This window comes from Rhodoferax sp. ZS1R25, assembly GCF_056521335.1.
Genome location: NZ_JBWMAZ010000001.1, coordinates 310,596 through 332,174, shown reverse-complemented (window position 1 = coordinate 332,174; position 21,579 = coordinate 310,596). Strand labels below are relative to the sequence as shown.

Annotated in this window: 12 protein-coding genes; 7 read left to right on the top strand and 5 right to left on the bottom strand. The window is 65.2% G+C overall.

The genetic code is table 11. The annotated features are described in order from the left end of the window. Positions 1-122: 122 nt before the first annotated feature. Positions 123-1,547 (bottom strand): FAD-binding oxidoreductase, encoded by a 1,425-nt coding sequence (locus tag AC097R_RS01515; RefSeq protein ID WP_479595835.1) that lies wholly within the window; start codon positions 1,545-1,547, stop codon positions 123-125. 225 nt (positions 1,548-1,772) lie between these two features. On the opposite strand from AC097R_RS01515, the gene AC097R_RS01510 reads away from it, so the two are divergent. From AC097R_RS01510 to AC097R_RS01480, 7 genes are all read left to right on the top strand, one after another. Further along, positions 1,773-2,453 carry a response regulator transcription factor gene (locus AC097R_RS01510; protein WP_479595834.1) on the top strand — a complete coding sequence of 227 codons (681 nt, stop codon included), beginning with the start codon at positions 1,773-1,775 and terminating at the stop codon, positions 2,451-2,453. Further along, entirely contained in the window at positions 2,422-4,062 is a 1,641-nt protein-coding gene (locus AC097R_RS01505) for a FecR domain-containing protein (protein ID WP_479595833.1), read from the top strand. The genes AC097R_RS01510 and AC097R_RS01505 overlap by 32 nt, the downstream gene beginning before the upstream one ends. Before the next feature lie 7 nt (positions 4,063-4,069). Next, on the top strand, positions 4,070-6,001 hold the full coding sequence (locus AC097R_RS01500) for a CHASE2 domain-containing protein (protein WP_479595832.1): 1,932 nt from the start codon (positions 4,070-4,072) through the stop codon (positions 5,999-6,001). 224 nt (positions 6,002-6,225) lie between these two features. Then, entirely contained in the window at positions 6,226-12,336 is a 6,111-nt protein-coding gene (locus tag AC097R_RS01495; protein WP_479595831.1) for an SdrD B-like domain-containing protein, read from the top strand. Positions 12,337-12,364: 28 nt separating this feature from the next. Further along, the gene (locus AC097R_RS01490) at positions 12,365-15,613 is read left to right on the top strand and encodes a hypothetical protein (RefSeq protein WP_479595830.1); all 3,249 of its coding nucleotides are present in this window, start codon (positions 12,365-12,367) and stop codon (positions 15,611-15,613) included. A 17-nt stretch (positions 15,614-15,630) separates the two neighbouring features. After that, complete coding sequence (locus AC097R_RS01485; RefSeq protein WP_479595829.1) at positions 15,631-16,653, top strand: OmpA family protein; 1,023 nt, start codon at positions 15,631-15,633, stop codon at positions 16,651-16,653. Positions 16,654-16,720: 67 nt separating this feature from the next. Further along, entirely contained in the window at positions 16,721-17,302 is a 582-nt protein-coding gene (locus AC097R_RS01480) for a cob(I)yrinic acid a,c-diamide adenosyltransferase (RefSeq protein ID WP_479595828.1), read from the top strand. Between the two features lie 71 nt (positions 17,303-17,373). On the opposite strand, the gene AC097R_RS01475 is transcribed toward AC097R_RS01480, so the two are convergent. From AC097R_RS01475 to AC097R_RS01460, 4 genes are read right to left on the bottom strand one after another with little or no spacing between them, the layout of a single operon-like run. Next, positions 17,374-18,489: a mannitol dehydrogenase family protein gene (locus tag AC097R_RS01475; RefSeq protein ID WP_479595827.1), complete on the bottom strand. Its 1,116-nt coding sequence runs from the start codon at positions 18,487-18,489 to the stop codon at positions 17,374-17,376. A gap of 13 nt (positions 18,490-18,502) precedes the next feature. After that, positions 18,503-19,513, bottom strand: coding sequence for a zinc-binding alcohol dehydrogenase family protein (locus tag AC097R_RS01470; protein ID WP_479595826.1), 1,011 nt, complete (start codon positions 19,511-19,513; stop codon positions 18,503-18,505). Positions 19,514-19,529: 16 nt separating this feature from the next. Continuing rightward, positions 19,530-20,537 carry an aldo/keto reductase gene (locus AC097R_RS01465; protein ID WP_479595825.1) on the bottom strand — a complete coding sequence of 336 codons (1,008 nt, stop codon included), beginning with the start codon at positions 20,535-20,537 and terminating at the stop codon, positions 19,530-19,532. Between the two features lie 51 nt (positions 20,538-20,588). Further along, a complete protein-coding gene (locus AC097R_RS01460; RefSeq protein WP_479595824.1) occupies positions 20,589-21,533 on the bottom strand; it encodes a substrate-binding domain-containing protein in 945 nt (314 codons plus the stop codon). Between the last annotated feature and the right edge of the window lie 46 nt (positions 21,534-21,579).

Below are 21,579 nucleotides of genomic sequence, written 5' to 3'. Positions count from 1 at the left end.
GCACAGCGAGGGCTGCGCGTCAGGCCGCGAAAGCATAGCAGGGGACGCACGGACGGCATATCCCCAATATTGGGGATAGGGGCCTCTGGCCCGCGTGGAGTCTGCGCCAACAGCTCCCAAATCTATAGCGCGAAGATTTTGCCGGGGTTCAGGATGTTGTGTGGGTCCAGCGCGCGCTTGATGGTGCGCATCATGTCCACGGCGCCATTGCCGGTCTCTTCCACCAGAAAGCCCTGCTTGTGCAGGCCCACGCCGTGCTCGCCGGTGCAGGTGCCGCCCAGTTTGAGCGCACGCGCCACCAGTAGGTGGTTGAGCCTTTCGGCCAGCTCGCGCTCTTCGGGCTTGGTGGGGTCAATCAGATAACCCATGTGGAAGTTGCCGTCGCCCACGTGGCCGACCAGGAAGTAGGGCAGGCCGGCCTCCTGCGCTTCGGTCACGCTGTCTAGCAGCGCGTCGGCCAGGTGCGAGATCGGCACGCAGGCGTCGGTGGTGATGGCCTTGCAGCCGGGGCGCGACTGCACGCCCGCAAAGTAGGCGTTGTGCCGCGCGGTCCACAGGCGGGTGCGTTCCTCGGGCGTCTCGGCCCACTCGAAGGCCGCGCCGCCAAACTCGGCCGCAATGTCCTGCACCGTTTGCACCTGCTCTTTCACGCTGTCGGGTGAGCCGTGGAATTCCATGAGCAACATGGCGCCTTCGCGCAGCGTGAGCTTGGAGTGCGCGTTGACCATGCGGATAGTGTTGGCGTCCAGCAGCTCGCAGCGCGCAATCGGTATGCCCAGTTGGATGATCTGGATGGTGGTGTTCACCGCGTCGGCCAGGCTGTTGAACGAACAGGTGGCGGCCATCACGGCCTCGGGCAGCGGGTAGAGTTTGACCGTCACTTCGGTGATCACGCCCAGCGTGCCTTCGCTGCCCACCAGCAGGCGCGTCAGGTCGTAGCCGGCTGACGATTTCTTGGCGCGCGTGCCGGTGCGGATCACCTCGCCACTGGCCGTCACCACTTCCAGCGCCAGCACGTTCTCGCGCATGGTGCCGTAGCGCACGGCGTTCGTGCCACTGGCGCGCGTGGCGCTCATGCCGCCAATGGTGGCGTCGGCGCCGGGGTCGATGGGGAAGAACAGGCCGGTGGATTTGATCTCGTCATTGAGCTGCTTGCGCGTCACGCCGGGTTGCACCGTCACGGTCAGGTCTTCGGCATTGATGGACAGCACGGCGTTCATGCGGCTCACGTCCAGGCTGATGCCCCCTTGCACGGCCAGCAAATGGCCTTCCAGCGAGGAGCCCACACCAAACGGAATCACCGGTACCAGGTACTGCGCGGCCAACTTCACGGCATCGGTCACGTCCTGTGTGCTCTGGGCAAACACCACGGCCGCAGGCGGTGGAATGTCAAACGCCGACTCGTCCCGCCCGTGCTGTTCGCGCACCACCAGGGCGGTGGAGAACTGGTCGCCAAAGCGCGCCTTGAGGGCGTCCAGCAGGGCCGGGGGCACTGGGCGGGCATGGACTTCGGGTAGCGCTTGATGAAGGAAAGATGTTGCAGCCATATGACAGCTCCAGAAAGTGCGATGGTCGATCAATTTCACCATTTTGCCGCCGATCGGCCAGCAGAAACTTCGTGCAAGCGATAGACTACTCGGCTAGCACACTGGGCCATCGCTTTCTTGATGGCCCCTCCACCACCAAGAATCAATCGGCGCAGGGACGTATGGTCCCTCGGGTCGCTTCGGCAGTGCAGCAAACATCTGCGCCGCCGTCACAGGGAGTCCATCGTGAGAGTCGGTCTTTTAGAAGACGAGCAAGACCACGCCGCTACCACGGTGCGGGCCTTGCAAGAGGCAGGGCACAGCTGCGAGGTCTATGCACAGGGAGAGCGTTTTTTGCGCTCCATCCTGCATGAAACCTACGACGTGCTGATCCTGGACTGGGCCTTGCCTGACATGACCGGTCTGCAGGTCATCGAAGCGATCCGACAGCGACAGGACACGATTCCTGTGCTGTTTCTCACCAGCTATGACACCGAAGAAGACATTGTGCGGGCCCTGGGCAAAGGGGCCGACGACTACCTGGTCAAGCCCCCGCGCAAGGCGGAGCTGCTAGCCCGGCTCACGGCGCTGAAGCGTCGGGTCGACCAGCGTGAGGCCACTGCGGTGCTGTCTGTGTCGCCCTATGTATTGGACCCCGTCAACAGCTCGTTGCGGTTGCAGGGGCAAACCGTGGAACTCACCGTACGCCAATTTCAGTTGGCGCTGGTCTTGTTCCGCAACATTGGCAAGCTGCTGTCGCGCGCCTATTTGCTGGAGGCCGTGTGGGGTCTCAGCACCAAGATCCAGACCCGCACCCTGGACATCCACATCAGCCAGCTGCGCAGCGCGCTGGACCTGCCCGCCCATGGCTGGCGCATCACCTCTGTTTACGCCCATGGTTACCGCCTTGAACCCCTCGTCTCTTAAACCCACCGCACTTCGCATAGCCCTGGTGGGCCTGCTGCTGGCCTGTAGCGTGCAGGCGCAAGCCAATGAGCCTCTGACCATCACCATTGCCCGGGGGGACACGCTGATCAAGCTGTGCGAACACTACCTCCGCGAGCCAGGCCAGTGGCCGCAGATCAAGCGCCTGAACCGCATTGCTAAAGACAAGCGCCTGCAGCCGGGTTTCAGCCTGCGTATTCCCTTTGCGCTGCTGCGCTGGACCGAGCGTTCGGCCGAAGTGGTCCACGTGCAGGGCGTGGTCACGGGCCTGCTGTCGGGCACCACCAGTCTGTTGTCGCCGGGGCTGCAGCTCAAGGCGGGTGACAAGTTTGATACGGGGACTGCGGGCACCCTGACGCTGCGCCTGCCCGATGGCGCCACCGTGGTATTTCCGCCGCGCACGCAGGCCGGACTGGGGGTGTCGCGCGAAGTCTCGGGCACCGCAGTGCGGGCCACGGCCATTGATTTGCAAACCGGTGCGGCCGACAGCACTGTGCCTTCTCTGAAGGACCCCGCATCGCGGTTCGAGATTCGGACCCCACGCGTGGTCACGGCGGTGCGCGGCACGCGTTTCCGTGTGGCGGCGGAGGGCGATACCAGCCACCATGAAGTGCTCTCTGGCGTGGTGGCGGTGGACGGCGCCTCGGGCCACGCCAGCTTGCAGCCCGCACAGGGCCTGCGCGCAGACGGCGGACAGCTGGGCGCCGTGGTGCCCTTGTTGCCCGCGGCTGACCTCTCTGCGCTGCCACAGCGCATTGAGCGTATTGCGCAAAACCTCAGCCTGCCGCCGCTGGCCGATGCCGTGGCTTGGCGCTGGCAGGTGGCTGAAGACGCCGGCTTTGTACGCCTGTTGCAAGACGCCCGCACCGCCGAGCCCAGCTGGTTGCTCCAAGGCCTGCCGGACGCTGATTATTTTGTGCGCGTGCGTGCCATTGATGCCCAGGGCCTGGAAGGCCTGGAGGCTCAGAAAGCCTTTGCCCTGCGTGCCCGGCCCGAGCCCCCCGTGCTGATGTCGCCAGGGCCTGATGCCAGCGTGGCCCGCCCCTCTGAGCTGGTGTGGACCCAACTGGCAAAGGCACCCGCCTACCGGGTGCAGGTGGCCCGCGACGGGCAGTTTGCCGACCTGTTAGTGGACCGTGCGGACGTGCAAGGGGACAACAACAATCGCCTGGCGATGGAGCCCGCGTGGGGACCCGGCACTTACCACTGGCGGGTAGCCACCCTGCGGCCTGACGGTAGCCACGGCCCGTTTGGCGATCCGGCCAGCTTCACCGTGCTGACGCCTTCGGTGATGGCCGCGCCCGCCGTCAGTGAAAACAGCGTGCAGCTCGCCTGGTCGGGCCCGGCGGGGTTTCGCCACCGCGTGCAGGTAGCGCTGGCGGAAGACTTTGTCCAGCCCGAATACGACGAACAGGTGTCCGGTGCTCGCCTGGACCTACCCACGCCCGCCGCAGGCGTGCACTATGTGCGCACCCAGGTGGTCCTGCCCGATGGCAGCGCGGGCAGTTGGTCGGATGCGCAGCATTTTGAGGTGCCACGCAAACCCCAGTACGGCTGGTGGTTGCTCCTATTGCTAGCGCCCGCGCTGTGAGCGCACCGTGAAACGGGGACTGCGGCGCCACCTGCGGGAGCTGGCCATTCTGGCCGCGTTGCTCAGCGCGCTGGTCGTCGGCACCGTGCAGTGGGGGTGGCTGGACCGTGTGGACTTCTGGCTGTACGACACCACCGTCACCCTGTCGGGCCGCCCGGCGCCGCATGACATCCTGATTCTGTCCATTGACGAAGACAGCCTGTCGCGCTGGGGCCGTTGGCCCTGGTCGCGCCGCGTGCTGGGCAATGCGCTGAACCGCTTGACCGCAGCCGGCGCCGGGCCCGTGTTGCTGGACGTCATCTTCTCGGGCGTGCAGCGCGATGACCCTGAGGCGGATGTGCAACTGGCCGCCGCCATGCAGCGCCATGGCCGTGTGGTGCTGCCGATGTTCATGGCCGATGGGCAGGACGAAGCGGTGCTGCCTGAGCCCAGTCTGGTCGCCGCGGCCCGCCTGGGGCATTCGCAGGCGCTGGTGGACAGTGACGGTGTGAGCCGGCGCTATATGGCCCAGGAGTTTGCCAACGGCGTGGCCTACCCCCATGTGGCCCAGGTGCTGCGGGACCTGTTTCAACCGCAAGACAAAAAAGCCGTGGTGCAGGGCGGTGCCCGGTTGGCGCCCTTTGCCGGCCCGCCGGGGCATTTTGAGCGCCGCTCCTTCACCGCTCTGATGGAGGGGCGCGTGCCGGCCAAGGACATCGAGGGTCGCATCGTGCTGGTCGGTGCCACTGCCACGGGCCTGGGGGACAACCTGATCACCCCGCTGGCAGGGACCAATGGCACCATGCCCGGTGTGGAGTTCATTGCGAATGTGCTGGACGGCTTGCTCCACAACCTGGCGCCCAAGCCCCTGGGCGGGGTGGCGCGCCTGGCCCTGTCGCTGTTGTTTCTGTGGGGCCTGTTGCTGCTGCTGTTGGTGACCAGCCCGCGGGTCGCCCTGCTCACCACGGCCACGGCCTGTGTGGGCGTGGCGTTGGCATCAGGCGCGTTGCTGAAATGGGGCGGCATCTGGATACCCCCTGCTGCGCCCATCGCGGCCATGGCGCTGGCCTACCCGCTGTGGAGCTGGCGCCGGCTGGAGGCCAGCTTGAGCGCCCTGACGCGTGAGACGGTGCGCATTGCCACGTTGTCGGAGGTTGGCCGTGCGCGCTCCCTGGCGAATCGGGGAGGCGGATTTTTTGATCCGGTGGAATCACGCATCCACGCGATCACCCACGCGGTGGACAACATTGCGGCCGCGCTGACCACCGATGGCAGTACCCCTGAGGCACGCCAACATCGCGAGGACATGATGCGACACCTGGCCCATGACCTGCGTTCGCCGCTGCTGTCCTTGCGCTCGCTGGCCGACAACCTGCGCGGAGACCGTGCGGAGGACCAAACCCAGATGCTGGCGCGCGTGGACGCCTGTGCACGCCGGGCGCTGGACCTTTCCGAGCAGTTCTTGTTGATGGGGCGGGCGGATGCACTCAACCCGGCCTCGTTTGCCGAGGTCGACCTGGTGCAGATCCTGCACCAGAGTGCGGACGACCTGTGGGAGGACGCCAACACCCAGGGTGCCCGCATTGTGCGGCGCTGCGCGCTGGATTGCGCGCCGGTGCATGGCGATGCGCGGCTGTTGCAGCGCGTGCTGCTCAACCTCGGGTGGAATGCCCTGCGCCATGGCCCGCGCACGGGCACCGTCACGCTGTCGCTGGATGCCACGCCGCATGGCTACCTGCTGGCCGTGCACGACCAGGGCAGCGGGTTTGAGTCATCGGCCCTTGGCAATCTGAGCCAGCGCTATGCGCAAGGCCAGGCCGCCAGTGCAGGCCATGGCCTGGGCCTGGCCTTGGTGCAGCAGGTGGCTGACAAACACCAGATTGACGTTTCCACCGACCATCCACCGCACGGTGGGTTCCAGGTCCATTTGCAATGGCGCAGCGCGCACGCCATTCCTTAACGCAGCTCTGAGGGGGCGTTTGGGTCGCCTGCTTTGTGTGAAGTTTTTCACACAGCATGGCCCTTGTCGCGCTCCAAATGTAAACAATCCGCAGGCTGTCTCTGGGCCGTGATTTTTATCGACATATCGCTGCTAACCTCGCGCCTTCATCGTGTGATGCTATCAAATAAATAGCAAACATGGGCGTCGAATGCCTGAAAAACAGGCCCCAAGGGAAGTAAGCCGTGACGAATTTCAAGCAGTTCTCGACACCACGCGTGCTCAAACGTTTGGCCTTGGCCATTCTGAGCGTGGCGGGTGCGGGGTTGGTGCATGCCGCCAACGTGGACCTTCAGGTATCGCAGTTCACCGATACCCCCGATCCTGCCGTGCGCGGGGGCAACATCACTTACACCATCAAGGTGGAGAACAACGCTGCCGCCACGGCGAACAACGTGGTGGTGACGTCGGTGCTGCCGGCCAACACCGCCTTTGTATCGGTCAGCGATGCCGCTGTGCCGGGTGCCTGCAGCCAGGCCGCGGGTACTGTGACCTGCACCTACGCCACGCTGGCGGGCTCTGCTGCAGGCGGGCCAGTGCGCACCATTGCCATGGTGCTCAAGACCACCGGCTCCACCGTGAACACCATCAACCCTTCGGTGGCGGTCACCACCTCGGACACCGACACCAACCCCACCAACAACAGCCTCACGCAAAACACCACGATCGACGATGGTGCTGATCTGTACGCCACCCTCAATGGCGCGCCAGACCCCGTGCAGGGCGGTGCCAACGTCACCTGGACCGTGGACGGCGGCAACAACGGCCCCAACGACGCGAGCAGCGTGCGCGTCCAGATCACGCTGCCCAGCAGCCTCACGTATGTGTCTGCCAGTGGCGGCGGATTCAGCTGCACCACTGCGGGCAGCCCCGTGGTGGTGACCTGCTCGCGCAGTGCCTTGGCCTCGGGCGCCAGCTTTGCTGGCTTGAACCTGGTGACCACCGTCTCAGGCGTGTCCTCCGGCAACATCATGCTCGGTGCCGATATCAGCTCTCTGGTGGTCAGCGACCCCGATGCGAGCAACAACGGACCCACCAAAAGCATCCAGGTGAACCCCGGTGCCGACCTGCGCATCACCCAGACCGCACCATCGCCCACGCCTGGCATCGAGGGCCAGAACGTCACCTTCAGCCTGAACCCCAGCAACCTGGGATCCAGCGCTGCAACCGCGGGTCTGGACGTGACCTACCAGTTGCCTGCCGGTTTCACGTTCGTGTCGTCATCGGTCAGCAGTGGCAGCGCCACTGGCTGGGGCGTCTGCACTGTGGATGGCGCCAACCTCGTCACCTGCAGCAACACCGGCAGCTATGCCAGTGGCCGCAGCAATACGCTGCAAATTTTGGCCACCCCACCCGTGGTGGGCGCGTCCACGGTCTACAACAACATCACCGCCACCATCGCCCCACGTGCAGGCTCGCCCAGCGACCCGGTGGCTGGTAACAACACGGCCCAGGTCAACCTGACGGTGGCGCCCAACGGGGTGGACCTGTCGCTGACCAAGAGCAAGTCGCCCAACCCCGTAGCCGTGGGCGGCACCATCACCAGCATCCTCGCGGTCAGCAATGCGGGGCCGCAGCAAGCCCCATCCGGCGTGATCGAGGTGACCGATGTTCTGGACATCAGCAAGGAAACCTATGCCGGTTTTTCTGGCACCAATTGGGCCTGCGTGTTCGCGTCGCCCAACGTCACCTGCACCTACAACGCCACGCTCAACGCGGGCGTGACGCAGAGCGGCTCCAACCGCCTCACCATCCTGACCACGGCGGTGGCGGCGGGCAATGCCACCAACAACGCGACAGTTGCGTGTATCACCGGGGCCTGCCCAGGCGACTGGAACGGTGCCAACAACGGCCCCATCCCCGCCACTGTGGCGGTCACTGCCACGGCCAATTCACCGGATCTGGTGTTGACCAACACCGCCACCACCGTGGGTGGAACGGCCACCACGCTGGAATTCAACGAGACCACGTTGACCTACACCTTGGGCCTGACCAACCAGCTGGCCTCGCCGATTGCGGCGCAGGACGTGGTGGTCACTTTCGCCATCCCCGGTTTCATCACCGGCACTACGGCCGCGCCCGTGGTGGCCATGGTGCCCAGCTTCACCCACGGCTCTAACGCCACCTTCAACTGCGTGACCAGCGCGGGCGGTACCGTCACTTGCACGCAAACCGGTGGCACGCTGCTGGAGCCCGGTGACCTGCTGACCTTCAGCATTCCCGTAGACCGGGCCATGACTGCGGGCACCTACACCGGTGCCGCCGCCACGGCATCGGCCTTCTCTAGCACCCAGGGTGACCCCAACCGCGCGGACAACACCGCCTCGCTGAGCGTGACCATCGATCCCATCGCTGATGTGCGCATGGTCAGCAAGACCATCACCTCGGCCACCAATGTGGGCACCCAGACTGCATTGGCCGGCACCAACGTCACTTATGCGCTCAACTTCCAGAACAGTGGACCCGACACAGCGCAGACCATCTCGGTGGCCGATGTGTTCACTGTGGGCGTGGGTGATCCGGGCTTCACCTTCGTCTCGGCCAGTGGCAGTGGCATGTCTTGTTCCGGCCTCACGGCGGGCACGAGCTACAGCACGGGCAACCACACGCTGACCTGCACCCGCGCCAGCATGGCCAATGGGGAGTCCCGTTCGGTGGACGTGGTCATTCGCCCGAACTGGAAAGCCGGCCAGGCGGCCGGTGTGACCTGGGACATCACCAACACAGCCACCATCTCCACCACCACCAAGGAAAACAGCGCAGGCACCGACAACGGCAACAACAGCCAGAGCGCGACCCTGCATGTGGATGCAGCCCTGCTGGATGCGTTGATCAACAACACCGACAACGTGGACCCGTTGGGCTACGACGCGGTCACCCTGAGCAACAACGACATCACTTACCTGGCGCGTATCACCAACCGCGGTGCTTCACTGGCCACCGGGCTGGGCTTCACGTACACCATGACACCGCCCGCGGGCAAAACCGTCACTTTCCGGGGCGACGGTAGCGCTGCCGGTGTGGCCGCAGCCAACCCCAGCGGCACCGTGGCCGGCAGCATCTGCAACAACGTGGGCAACTCGGTCACCGGCCCGGCCACGCTGACCTTGACCTGTACCTACGCCGGCGCCAGCAGCGAGCTGGCGGCCAACGCGTCTGTCAACCGCTACCTGGTGTTCCGCGTGGGCAGCGCCCCCGCGCCCAGCGGTGACACGCTGAACACCAATGCCACGGTGTTCACCAACGAAACCGACTCGAATGCGGCCAACAACAGCGAAGCCGAAACCACCTCGGTGCGTGTACGTGCTGACATCACGTTGACCAAGGTGCCTTCGGCCAACCCGGTGCAGCTGCGCCAGCCGTTTGTCTGGACCCTGACCGCCACCAACAACGGCCCGGGCGTGAGCCAGGTCACCTCGTTGACCGACACCCTGCCCACGGGCATGGCCTTCTTTGGTGCCACGCCTTCGTGGACCAAGAGCAGTGGCGGCAGTGGCACCTGTGCCACTGCGGGCCAGGACCTGACCTGCAACTTCGGCGTGCTGGCGGCCAGCGCCACGGTGACCCTGACCGTGCCCGTGCGCATGACGGCCGTGCCCGTAGGCGGCACCACGCAAAACTGCGCCAACGTCACCACCAGTGAAGTGGACCCTGCCACGGCCAACAACCTGACGGTCTGCAACAACCCCGTGCTGGCCGTGCAAAAGTCGTCGCTGGCGGGCACCGTCTATTCCGACAAGAACAACAACGGCGCCATCAACGCTGGTGAGGGCGGCATACCCGCCGTCACGGTGACGCTGACCGGCACCGACCTGTATGGCAACGTGGTGAACACACCAGCCACCACAGCGGCCGATGGCACCTACCTGTTCGACAACCTCTCTCCCGCCGACGCGACGGGCTACACCGTCACTGAAACCCAGCCCACAGGCTACGGCGATGGCCTGGAGACCGTGGGGAGCGTGGCAGGCAGCAGCACGCCAGCGAACGACCAGTTCAAAGTGGTGCTGCCTGGCAACACCGCGGCCACCGGCTACAACTTTGGCGAACTGGGCGTGTCGCTGTCGGGCAAGGTGTTTGTCGACAACGTCACGGTGAATGGCCAGCTCGATGCGGGCGAACCCGGCATCGGGGGCGTCACCATCACGCTGTCGGGCCTCACGTCTACCGGTGTCAATGTCTGCACCGTGGTGACGTGTGTGGTCACCACCACGGCTGACGGCAGCTGGTCCTACCCGGTGCTACCGCCTTCCAATGGCGCTGGCTACACCGTGGTGGAAACCCAACCCGCGGCCTACACCGACGGGGGCGATCAGCTGGGCTCTGCCGGTGAAATCGGTGCCCATGTGAACGACCGCTTCACGGTCAACCTGTCGGTGCCCGGCACCCATGGCACGGGCTACAACCTGGGCGAGCTGGCCATTGGCGGTGCCACGGCCAGCCTCAGTGGCCGGGTGTGGTTAGACAAAGACCATGACCGCCGCTACGTGCCCGGCCCCGATGACCTGCCCCAAGCCTCCTGGACGGTAGAGCTGCTCAAGAGCGGTGTGGTGGTGGCCAGCCAGCTCACCAGCGCGTCAGGCCAATACAGCTTCCCTGGCCTGGTGCCCGGCTCGGGTTACCAGGTGCGCTTTCGCCACCCCACCACCGGAGCGATATGGGGCAGCGCGGTGCCCAACGAACAGGGCACGGCCTACACCTCGGGCGCGATGGGCGCAGGCAACCCCGCCGGTGCGCAGAACACCGACGGTACCCTGAACAACCTCACCCTGGTGGCGGGTGACAACATCGTCGAGCAGAGCCTGCCGTTGGACCCCGCGGGTGTGGTGTACGACGCCCTCTCGCGCCAGCCTGTGGCGGGTGCGGTGGTGACGGTGTCGGGCCCTGGCGGCTTCAACCCGGCCATTCACCTGGTGGGGGGCACCGCATCGGTCACCACCGGTGCCGATGGCCGCTACCAGTTCCTGTTGGTGCCCGGCGCGCCCAATGGCACCTACACCCTGGGCATTACCACCTACCCTGCGGGCTACGTGCAGGCACCGTCGTCGCTGATCCCGGTGTGCACCAACACCCTGACCGTCAACACCACCGGCGTGGGCCCCAATCCGGCCCTGGTGCAGCCGCTGAACACGGCGCCCGCCGTGGGCATTGCCTCGCACAACCCTGCGGCTTGCCCAGCCAGCACCACTGGGTTCCCAGTGAACAACACGCAGTACTGGTTCAGCCTGTCCATCACGGCGGCGGCTGCACCGTTCTCTGCCAACCTGCTGAACAACCACATTCCGCTGGATCCCTCCGCCGCCAACGTGCTGGTTGTGGCCAAGTCGGGCTCCACCAGCACGGTGGAGCTGGGCGACAGCCTGCAGTACACGGTGCAGGTGTTCAACCGCAGTGCGGGTGTGCTCAACAACGTGCGCGTGGTGGACGGCATGCCCGCAGGCTTTCGCTACATTGCTGGTACCAGCACGCTGGCAGGCACCAAGGTGGTAGACCCTGCCGGTGGTGTGGGCCCTGCACTGACCTATTCCATTGGCAACCTGGCGGCCAACAGCTCAGTACTGCTGACCTACCGGGTGCGTGTGGCCGTGGGCTCCCAGCAGGGTACGGGCATCAACCGCGCCCAGGCGTTCTCCGGTTCTATCGCATCCAACGTGGCGCAGTGGAAGGTGCGCGTGACCGGTGGTGTCTTCACCACCGAGGCCTGTGTGCTGGGCAAGGTGTTTGTGGACTGCAACGGCAACCACCTGCAGGACCCCGAAGAACTGGGCGTTCCCGGCGTGCGCCTGTATATGCAGGACGGTACCTACCTGATCTCGGACTCCGAGGGCAAGTACAGCATGTGCAACTTGCCGCCTCGCACCCATGTGCTGACGGTGGACAAGACCACGCTGCCACGCGGCAGCCGGTTGACCACTTCCAGCAACCGCAATGCAGGCGATGCCGGCAGCCTGTTCCTGGACCTGAAATTTGGCGAGTTGCACCGCGCCGACTTCATTGAGGGCAGCTGTTCCAACACCGTGCTGGAGCAGGTCAAGGCACGGCGTGCCCAGGGTGAGGTGGCGGTACCGCAGGTGGAGAAAAAGAGCGGCCTGCCGCTGCGCTTCGACAGCCAGCCCGCACTGGCTCCCCAGCAGGCCACAGATAGCGCCAACCAACCGGCCGTCAAACCCCGCTACCCCGTGCAGGCCAATGCCCCCGTGGTGCCCCAGACCGACCACGAACTGAATGTGCCCGTGCCTCTTTTGCCGATGAACCAACAGCCTGAATCTGCAGGAGGTGCCCGTGTCCTGCCTTAAGTCCCCCTCCCATTTGAATAGTTTGCCCATGTTTCGCAGTTCCATGCTCGCCCTGGCCGTGGTGCAGGCCCTGGGCGCCACCTCGGCCCAGGCGCAGGTCGCGGCCACCCCCGGATCTTCGGTGTTTGCGCAGACCGTGGGGCCCGCCAACTACGCCAGCAACGCCAATGTGGCGCGCATGGTGGTGGAGTTGGACCGCAACGGCGTGCCCGCCGATGGCCAGACGCCGGTCAAGTTCACCCTGCGCCTGCTCAACACAGAGGGCGCCGTGGTGCAGGGCGTGAACTTTGTGACGCTGGAAACCACCGGTGGCCGCCTGCAGCTGCCCGGCGGCCGCACAGACGAACTGGGCCCCGGCCGCATGGACGTAGACCGTGTGACCCCCGGCACCCAGCTGAAAGTGGAGAACGGCGTGGCCGAGTTCTCACTGTTGGCGCCTGCCGACCCCATGGACGTGCGAGTGCGCATCACCGCGGGCCGTGAAGAGGTCAGCGGTGTAGTGAGCTTTTTGCCCGAGCTGCGCGAGATGGTCGCTGCCGGTGTGGTGGAGGGCGTGATCAACCTGGGAAGCATGGCCAGCTCGCAGCTGGCACAAAGTCGCAGCAGCGATGTGTTTGAGCAAGAGATTCGCCGCTTTGAGCAGCAGTTCAACGATGGCAAGTCCAGCTACGCCTACCGTGCCGCGTTTTTTCTGAAAGGCCGCGTCAAAGGCGACTACCTGCTGACCGCCGCCTATGACTCCGACAAGGACACGCGTGAGCGCATGCTGCGCGACATCCAGCCCGAGCAGATGTACCCGGTATACGGCGATGCTTCAATGCGCGGGTTTGATGCCAAGTCCACCAGCACCCTGTATGTGCGCATCGACAAAAACAAACACTACGCCCTGTTTGGCGACTTCAACACCGGCGCCGGCTTTTCGCAGCTGGCGGGTGGCGGTGGCACGGCCAACCTCAGCAAGCGCCAGCTGGGCAACTTCAGCCGCACGCTGAACGGCCTGCGCCTGCACGGCGAGACAGACCGCTATGTGGCCAATGTCTATGCCTCGCAGGACAACCTCAAGCAGGTGATTGAAGAGTTTCCAGGCCGTGGGGTGTCGGGCCCCTATGCAGTGTCCAACAGCAGCGGCGTGCAGAACAGCGAAAAGGTGGAGCTGGTGGTGCGCAACCGCAACCAGCCCGCACAGATCCTCAGTGCCACGCCCATGGTGCGTTTTTCTGACTACACCTTCGAGCCCTTCTCGGGCCGCATTCTGTTCAGCCAGCCCGTGCCCTCGGTGGATGCCAATCTGAACCCGGTGTCCGTGCGCATCACCTACGAAGTGGAGCAGGGTGGCGAGGCCTTCTGGCTGACCGGTGGCGATGGGCAGCTGCGCCTGAACAGCCACGTCGAAGTGGGAGGCTCCTGGGTCAACGACAGCAACCCGCTGGCGCCCTTCCAGCTGGGCAGTGCGAACGTGGAGGTGAAGCTGGGCGACAAGACCACCCTGGTGGCTGAGGTCGCACGCACTAACTCCACCGTGAATACCGGCACCGGGGCCAACACCTATGTCACACCGGCGCTGTCTACACGGGTGGGCGAGGTCACAGGCAACGCGGCCCGCGTGGAGCTGCAGCACACCGGCAAGGACTGGGATGTGCGTGCCTTTGCCGCCCAAAGCGATGCAGAGTTCAACAACCAGGCCGCGTCCTACACCGGCGGGCGCTCGGACAAGGGTGTGCGTGCGCAGGCGGACGTGAATGAGTCTCTGCGCGTGTACGCCGAGGCCTTGCGTGCCGAAGACCGCGTGAGCGGTGCCAGTCGCGAGGGCGGCCAGGTGGGCTTGAGCGTCAAGGCGACCTCCCGGCTGACGGTGGACCTGGGGCTGCGCACTGTGCACGAGGAGCTCAGTGGCAACGGCAATGGCCTGAGCGTTCTCACGCCTCTCACCGCCCCGCTGGGCGCCACCAGTTCCGGCTCGTTGGCCAGTGGTGGCAGCGGTGGCTTCTTCGGGTACGGCAACAGCAACATCAACCCGCAAACCGGCTTGCCCGTGGTGAGCAACGGCACGGCCTACGGAACCACCAGCGCCAGCAGCAGCCTGCCGCAGACGCTGGACAACACCTCGGCCCGGCTGGGTCTGTTGTTTCGTGCCACGGATCGCCTGGACCTGCGGGGCGAGGTGGAAGTGGGTGTAGACGGCTACGAACGCCACCGCGAGGCCGTGGGGGTCGACTATCGCCTGGCCGAGCGCACTAAGGCCTATGCCCGTGCCGAGTCGCAAACCGGAGTGTCTTCGCTGTACTCCATCAGCCCGTCCGCCCACAGCAATGTGCTGGTGGCAGGGATAGAGACCGGCTACATGGTCGGTGGCCAGGTGTTCAGCGAGTACCGGGTGCGTGACGCCGTCAATGCGCAGGACATGGAACTGGCCTCCGGCGTGCGCAACGTGTGGGACATCTCTGAAGGCCTGCGCCTGAGCAGCAGCGCCGAACGATTGGAAGTGCTGTCGGGCAGCGGCCAGCGGGCCACGGCCCTGACGGGCGGTGCCGACTGGTCGGCCAACCCGCTGTGGCGCGTCTCGGGTCGCCTGGAATGGCGCACCACCGACTCCACCCCCACGGTGGCCGGCACGGACACCTACCTCACCACGGTGGCAGTAGCCCGCAAGCTCGACCGCGACTGGACCCTGCTGGCCCGCAACTACCTGCTGGCCACGGACTACCGGGACCGCGGCGACCTGCTGCAAAACCGCTTCCAGATCGGTGCGGCCTACCGCGACACCGACACCAACCGCATCAACGCGCTGGGCCGCTATGAGTACAAGGTGGAAAGCGACGAGAGCGTGGCCCCACGCAACTACCGCACTGCCCACATCGTGTCCACCCACGCGGACTACCACCCCGCACGCCCCTGGTGGTGGACGGGCCGGGCCGCTGCCAAGTGGGTCAAGGAAGACATGGGTGGCGTATCCGACAGCTACGAGGCCTACCTGCTGGGCGGGCGCGTCACCTACGACGTGACCGAGCAATGGAGCGTGGGCCTGATGGCGAACGCCCTGTACAGCCCGCAAGGCAACGCCACCCAGTGGGCGCAAGGCGCCGAGGTCGGCTACCAGGTGGTTACCAACCTTTGGCTGTCGGCCGGGGTGAACTGGAGCGGTTTTTATGACCGCGACCTGTCCGGTTCGGACTACACCCGCCAGGGCATTTACCTGCGCCTGCGCTGGAAGTTTGATGAAGATCTTTTCCGCAGCAGCAAACCCAGTGTGAACCGCACACTGGACCGGACCCCTTGAGTTGAGAGAGAAACACCATGAAGCTCCATCACACCCCCCTGAACCTGGCCCTGTGCACCCTGCTCGCGGCCAGCCCGCTGGCGGCGCTGGCCCAAACCCTGAACCCGGCCGCGCAGCGCATCAGCGACACGGCCATCCACGCGGACTACCAGACCTACGAGGCCACGCAGGGTCGCATCAAGGCCCTGAACGACGGGGGACGCCGGGTGCGCGACTACCACCTGTCCAAGGCCCAGTGCTGGCTGGACGTGTCGTTCCACGAGTACACGCGCAATGACCGAAGCGCCTTCCCCCAGGAGGCGCTGGACCAATCGGTGCGCCTGATTGCGCTGATGGAGCAAAAGGCCAGCCCCCTGCCTATGGACACCCCGTTGGTCAATGGTGCCGACAAACTGCGCCCCGACCTGTGGGACGCTGCCGAGCAATGGAAGGCGCGTGATGGATTTCAGTGCGTGGCACAGCGCGTGTCTTGCGCCGAGGTGGAACTGGTGCATGCCGGCAACGAACACAAGCAGCAGGCCTGGCGCCACGCCAAACCCTATGTGCAGATCGCAGAAGACTTGCTGGCCCAGGCCGAGCAGGAGGCCCAGGCCTGCGTGACTAAGCCCGCCGCGCCTTTGGTGGCCGTGCTGCCGCCCGTGGTCAGGCCATCGCAGCCCGTGGAGTTCCAGGCCAATGTGCTGTTCAACCATGACCGCCACCAACGGTCCGAAGCGCGCAAGATGACGCTGGACCGCCTCGATCAGGCGCTGGCCCGTGCCCGCGAGAGCGGTACCCGGCTGCAGCAAATCCAGCTCATCGGCCACGCCGACCGCACCGGCAATGCCGCCTACAACCAGGCCCTGTCGTCCCGCCGTGTGCAGACGGTGAAACAGTACCTGTTGGATGCCGGCGTAGACGCCGCACTACTGCACACTGCGGTGAAGGGTGACACCGTGCAGGTCTTGGCCTGCAAGGGCCAGTTCAAGACGCGGGCTGAGGAACTCGAATGCCTGCTGCCCAACCGCCGTGTAGAAGTGAACTTCATCACCGAGAGGTAAGCGCCCCCCCCCCACGTACGACCCCCCTTGGCTGGCGCGACAATAGCGCCAACCAAGGAGTTTGGACATGGGAAACCGCCTCACACAAATCGCCACCCGCACGGGGGACAACGGCACCACCGGCCTGGGCGACAACACCCGCGTGTCCAAAGACAGCCTGCGTGTGCACGCCATGGGCGATGTGGACGAACTCAACAGCCACATCGGCCTGCTGCTGTGCGAGCCCATGCCTGAAGGTGTGCGCACGCTGCTGGTGGAGATCCAGCACCAGCTGTTCAACCTGGGTGGCGAGCTGTCCATCCCTGGCTATGAGCTGCTCAAGCCCGAGGCCGTGCTGGCGCTGGATGAAGCGCTGGCCGAACACAACGAGCACCTGCCGCGTTTGCAAGAGTTCATCTTGCCCGCTGGCACCCGCGCGGCCAGCCAGGCCCATGTGTGCCGCACCGTGGCGCGCCGTGCCGAACGCGCCGTGGTGGCGCTGGAAGCACAAGAGGCGCTGAAGGACACGCCACGCCAGTACCTGAACCGCCTGTCCGACCTGATGTTTGTGCTGGCCCGCGTGCTGAACCGCTACCGCACGGACGGCACGGTGGGGGACGACGTGTACTGGAAGAGCGAACGCTTGGCCCGGGCCGACGGTACGCCCTGAGTCACCGGGTAGCCGCTATTGTTTTGGTAGCTGCTTGCACATATTCCACGGGGGCCAGAGGCCCGAAAGGCTTATAAACCCAGCGCGTTGCGCAGCTGGGTTTGCGCGATAGGCAGCTGCAGCGCGGCCGCGCGCTGCACCACAGGTGCCAGGCGCCGTTGCTTTTTTTCGTCGTGGTTCTTGGCAATGTCGACCAGGCGGTGTTCCAGAAACGGATTGAGCAGGCGGTCGCGCAGCTCCTCCAGGTACGTGCGTGCCTCAGCGCCCGTGCCTTCCGCATCAAACACTGGCAACACCTCATCGGCCCACACGGCCTCCAGCGGCGTACGCAGCGCCGGCGTGCGCATGGCCTGCACCACGGTCATGTCGGCCGGACTGCCCAGCTGCTGCCATCGTTCTGCTAAAAAGGTGTGGCCCAGGTTCAGCAGCCAGAGCTTGCGCTGCTCATAGGCCGCCAGCCGGTCGGTCACGATGAGGGCTGGGTGGGTGCAAGGCAGCACCATGCGCGGCTGGCGTTCCATGGCCCAGAGCGCATAGGGCTCCGCCACCGCACCAGCGGGCTCCAGCGGGGATGACACGATGCGGTCCACCAGCGAATTCACCCACACGCAGTGCGCGCGAAGGTAGTGCCCAAACTGGGGTGGCGCGTCCCACTCTTTGGCCAGCGTGCTGACCAGCGTGCGCAACACGTCGCCATTGCGGCTAACCAGCTCACAGGGGTAGACCGTCAACGGCGCCTGGGGCTGGTGTTGCCAGCGGTGGTAGAGCAAAACCACCAGTTTCGCGGGGTACGCAAACGGCGTGGCGTCGGGTGTTTGCAGCAGGGCGGCAGTGTCCCGGGCATCCAGAAAAAAACCGGTGTCTGCGGTGTTGGAAATGATGACTTGCACCGTGCTGGCCATGGCCTCGCGCAACCGTGCCCAGTCATGGCGGGCGTGCCACACGGCCTGCACGGCGTTCACTTGCACGGTGTCTTGGATGCGCTGGCCCTGTTGCACGCCACGCAGTTCCACGCGGTAGCCCTGCGCCAGTGCGGCAGCGCGTGCGCTGCTCTGTGGGCTGTCGGTGCTCTGCACCACGGCAATGCCACCCAGCGCCTGGCCTTGGGCCAGGGCCTGCGAGATGAACAGGTCTGCATGCGCCTGCAGAAAGCGCCCCGTGCCGAACTGGAGAATGGGATAACTCACCGACCCAACCCTCTCAACATTCAACCAGGGCCTTGACCACGCCCTGCGTGGGGTCCAGCAGTGTGGCGAACTTGGCAGGCACATCGGCCAGCGGCATGCGATGGGTGTTGAGCGCCGCGGTGGGAATCTGGCCGCCGCGCATGGCGTCCAGCACGGTCTCGAAGTCTTCCATAGTGGCGTTGCGGCTGCCCAGTAGCGTGGCTTCGCGTTTGTGGAATTCGGGGTCAGAAAACGTGATGCTGTCCCGCACCACCGACACCATCACATACTTGCCGCCATGGGCAATGAACTGGAAGCCGCGCTCCATGGCGCGGGCGTTGCCGGTGGCGTCAAAAACGACGTCGTAAAAATCTCCCCCGGTCAATGCGCGCAACTCCTCCAGGTCGTTGTCGCCGATCAGCACTCCCGCATGTGCGCCCAGGTGCTGCTTGCAAAACGCCACCCGCTCGGCTCGGGTGTCCAGCGCGGTGACCTGGCCACCCCGCAGGCCAGCAAACAGCAGAGCAGCCATGCCGATGGGGCCCGTGCCCACCACCAGCACGCGCTGGCCGGGCTGCACGTCGGCGCGGCGCACGGCGTGGGCGCCTATGGCCAGAAACTCCACCATGGCCGCCTGGTCCAGTGACACGCCCTCGGCCTTGCGCACAAACTGCGCGGGCACACTGAGGTATTCGGTGAACGCGCCGTCACGGTGTACGCCCAGTACCTGGATGTTGACGCAGCAATTGGTCTTGCCCTGGCGGCAGGCCACGCACTGCCCGCACGACAGGTAGGGCATGACGAAGACGGTGTCGCCGTGTTGCAGCGGGCTGCCTGCGGGGGCTTCCTCCACGGTGCCTGCAATTTCGTGGCCCATGACACGTGGATAGGCCAGGTAAGGCTGGTTGCCGGTGAAGATGTGCAGGTCGGTTCCACACACGCCCACGCGGCGGATACGCAGCAGTACCTCGTCCTCGGCGCGGGTGGGGGCGGCGCCTTCGATGGCGCGCAGTACGCCGGGGGTTTCGCAAATGACAGTCAGCATAGGGGTCCTTGGGAAATTACAAAGGCAGGGGCGCGGCGGGGTGGACCAGACCGCGGTCACGCAGCGCCTGCCACAGGGCAGCAGGAATGGGTTGCTCCAGCCACGCGACGTTCTGCTGTAGCTGGGCGGCAGTGCGGGTGCCGGTCACGCAGCTCACCACTGCGGGGTGGGCCAACGGAAACTGCAATGCCGCGGCCTGCAAGGGCACGTCGAATTCTGCGCAAACCTGTGCGAGGGCTTGCACACGCGCCACCACGGCAGGGGGTGCCTCGGCGTAGTTGAACTTGGTGTTGCCGGCGAGGATGCCGGAGTTGAACGGACCCGCTGCCACGATGGCATTGCCGCGGCGCAGGCATTCATCCAGGCAAGGGCTCAGGCTCTCTTGCTCCAACAGGGTGTAGCGCCCGGCCAGCATGGTGCAGTCCAGGTCAAACTCCCGCATGCTGTCCATCACCACCTGCCATTCGTTGACGCCCAAGCCTATGGCCCGTGTCGCGCCGCTGCGGCGCAGTTCATCCAGCGCGCGGAAACCTCCGCCCTGTGTCAGCTGCTGCCAGTAGGTCAGGTGCGCGTTGCCGTGGGTGTCACGGCCAATGTCGTGCACATAAAGAATGTCAATCTGGGCGAGTCCCAGGCGCTGCTGGCTGTCCTCAAAGGAACGCATCACGCCGCTGTAGCTGTAGTCGTAGTGCGGGCGAAACGGGTAGGGGTTAGCCCAACCACCGTCGCCAGGCGCCACGCTGGCGTCAGGACGCAACAGGCGGCCCACCTTGGTGCTGACCACATATTCGTGGCGCGGGCAGTCGGCCAGCTGGGCGCCCAAGCGGTGCTCGGAGCGGGTGTAGCCGTAGTAGGGCGCGGTATCAAAGTAGCGCACGCCCGCAGCCCAGGCGCTGGCAAAGACGTCCTCCACTTCGCGGGCACTGGTGGCGCGGTACAGGCCACCCATCTGGGAGCAGCCCAAACCCAGGGCGGTCAGCCGCAGGTCCACGCGGGGGAGAGATTTCAGATCCGTGGTGTGCATATGCCCATCCCCCGGCAGCGCGTGCCGGAGGTGTCCTTGGGTTGGGGTGGGTTAGTAAAGAACGTTCTTGGCAGCGGGGGTGTCGATGTTCTTTTTGGTGACCATCAGTACCCCGGTGTCGCGGAAGGCGGGCACTTTCTTGCCTTCCACGATTTCTGCCACCGTCTTCACACCCAGGTTGCCCATCTCGAACGCGCTTTGCACGGCAATCGCCTCGATGGTGCCGTCCTTCACGAAGCCTTGCAGGTCGGAGTTGCCATCAAAACCGATGGCCACGACTTTGCCTGCCTTGCCGGCTTGGGCCAATGCGCGACCCATGCCAATGGCGGTGGGTTCGTTCGCTCCAAAGATGCCCTTGAGGTCGGGGTTCGCAGCCAGCACGTCGGTGGTCTGGTTCAGCGCCGTGCCCATCTGCGAGTTGGAATAGAAGGGGCCGACGATCTGCAGCTTGGAGTGCTTTTTGATGTAGTCGGTGAAGCCACCGACACGGCCGATTTCGGAGCCTGAACCGGCGGTGTACGACATGATGGCGATCTTGCCGGTGGTGCCGATCTTGTCGATCAGTGTCTTGGCCGACATCTCACCAGCGGTCTTGTTGTCGGTGGCCAGGAAGGACTGGTAGTAGGCCTTGCCGGCGTCTGATGCGGCAGAGTCAATCAGCACGACCGGGATCTTGGCTTCCCAGGCTTTCTTGATTGCGGGGATCAGGGCATCGGGGTCCGAGGGGGCGAGCACAATGCCGGCCACTTTGCGGTTGATGGCGTTTTCCACCAGCGCCACTTGGCCAGCCAGGTCGGTGTCAGACGCCGCACCCTGGAAAGTGGCGGTATAGCCCTTGAGCGCGCCGGCAGCGGTGTCGGAGCCCTTCTTGACGTTCTGCCAGAAGTCGGAGTTGGCGGTCTTGACGATCACGGCAATTTCTTTGTCGGCGGCAGCGGCCATCGACGATGCGACCACCAAGGTGGAGGCAATCAGGGTGGTGACGAGTTTTTTCATTTCATTCCTCATGGGTGAGTGGTTGTGGAGGTTGTCTCTTGAAGTC

Coding starts and splice junctions, on each gene's coding strand:
- AC097R_RS01465 (WP_479595825.1), bottom strand. CDS start 20,537: ATGCACACCACGGATCTGAAATCTCTCCCCCGCGTGGACCTGCGGCTG.
- AC097R_RS01485 (WP_479595829.1), top strand. CDS start 15,631: ATGAAGCTCCATCACACCCCCCTGAACCTGGCCCTGTGCACCCTGCTC.
- AC097R_RS01470 (WP_479595826.1), bottom strand. CDS start 19,513: ATGCTGACTGTCATTTGCGAAACCCCCGGCGTACTGCGCGCCATCGAA.
- AC097R_RS01505 (WP_479595833.1), top strand. CDS start 2,422: ATGGTTACCGCCTTGAACCCCTCGTCTCTTAAACCCACCGCACTTCGC.
- AC097R_RS01515 (WP_479595835.1), bottom strand. CDS start 1,547: ATGGCTGCAACATCTTTCCTTCATCAAGCGCTACCCGAAGTCCATGCC.
- AC097R_RS01480 (WP_479595828.1), top strand. CDS start 16,721: ATGGGAAACCGCCTCACACAAATCGCCACCCGCACGGGGGACAACGGC.
- AC097R_RS01490 (WP_479595830.1), top strand. CDS start 12,365: ATGTTTCGCAGTTCCATGCTCGCCCTGGCCGTGGTGCAGGCCCTGGGC.
- AC097R_RS01460 (WP_479595824.1), bottom strand. CDS start 21,533: ATGAAAAAACTCGTCACCACCCTGATTGCCTCCACCTTGGTGGTCGCA.